This window comes from Salinimicrobium oceani (assembly GCF_012037645.1).
Genome location: NZ_JAAVJR010000694.1, coordinates 1 through 436 on the forward strand (window position 1 = coordinate 1; position 436 = coordinate 436).

General features: G+C 42.2%; 2 protein-coding genes. Both read left to right on the plus strand.

Annotated elements, in window-relative coordinates; genetic code table 11:
* Positions 1-294, plus strand: a 294-nt coding sequence (locus tag HC175_RS18910) for a ribulose-phosphate 3-epimerase (RefSeq protein ID WP_369074350.1), incomplete at its 5' end; no start/stop codon positions are given.
* Between the two features lie 10 nt (positions 295-304).
* Positions 305-436 (plus strand): FAD-dependent oxidoreductase (locus HC175_RS18915; protein WP_438865968.1); only part of this gene is annotated, 132 nt, incomplete at its 3' end.

The following is a 436-nucleotide window of genomic DNA, read 5'->3' on the forward strand; positions in this document are numbered from 1 at the left end:
CTGCTGGAGGACGTTATAGGCGATATTGATCTGGTTTGTATGATGAGCGTCAATCCGGGATTTGGAGGACAAAGCTTTATAGAAAATACCTATAAAAAAGTACGACAGCTTAAAGAGATCATAACCCGCAACAACGCTTCTACTCTTATTGAAGTAGATGGTGGGGTTACCGACAAGAATGCAGCGCAACTGGTTGAAGCCGGTGCAGATGTGCTGGTTGCAGGAAGTTTTGTCTTTAAAGCTGAAGATCCCTCCCGAACTATTAAAAATTTAAAATCTCTTGTCAATTCGTAGAGAGGAAGAAATATTCGACCTGGTAATTGTAGGCGGCGGACCTATAGGCATTGCCTGTGCTCTGGAAGCAAAAAGGAAAGGGCTCAAATATGTAATTTTAGAAAAGGGAACACTGGTAAATTCCCTTTACCACTATCCTTCG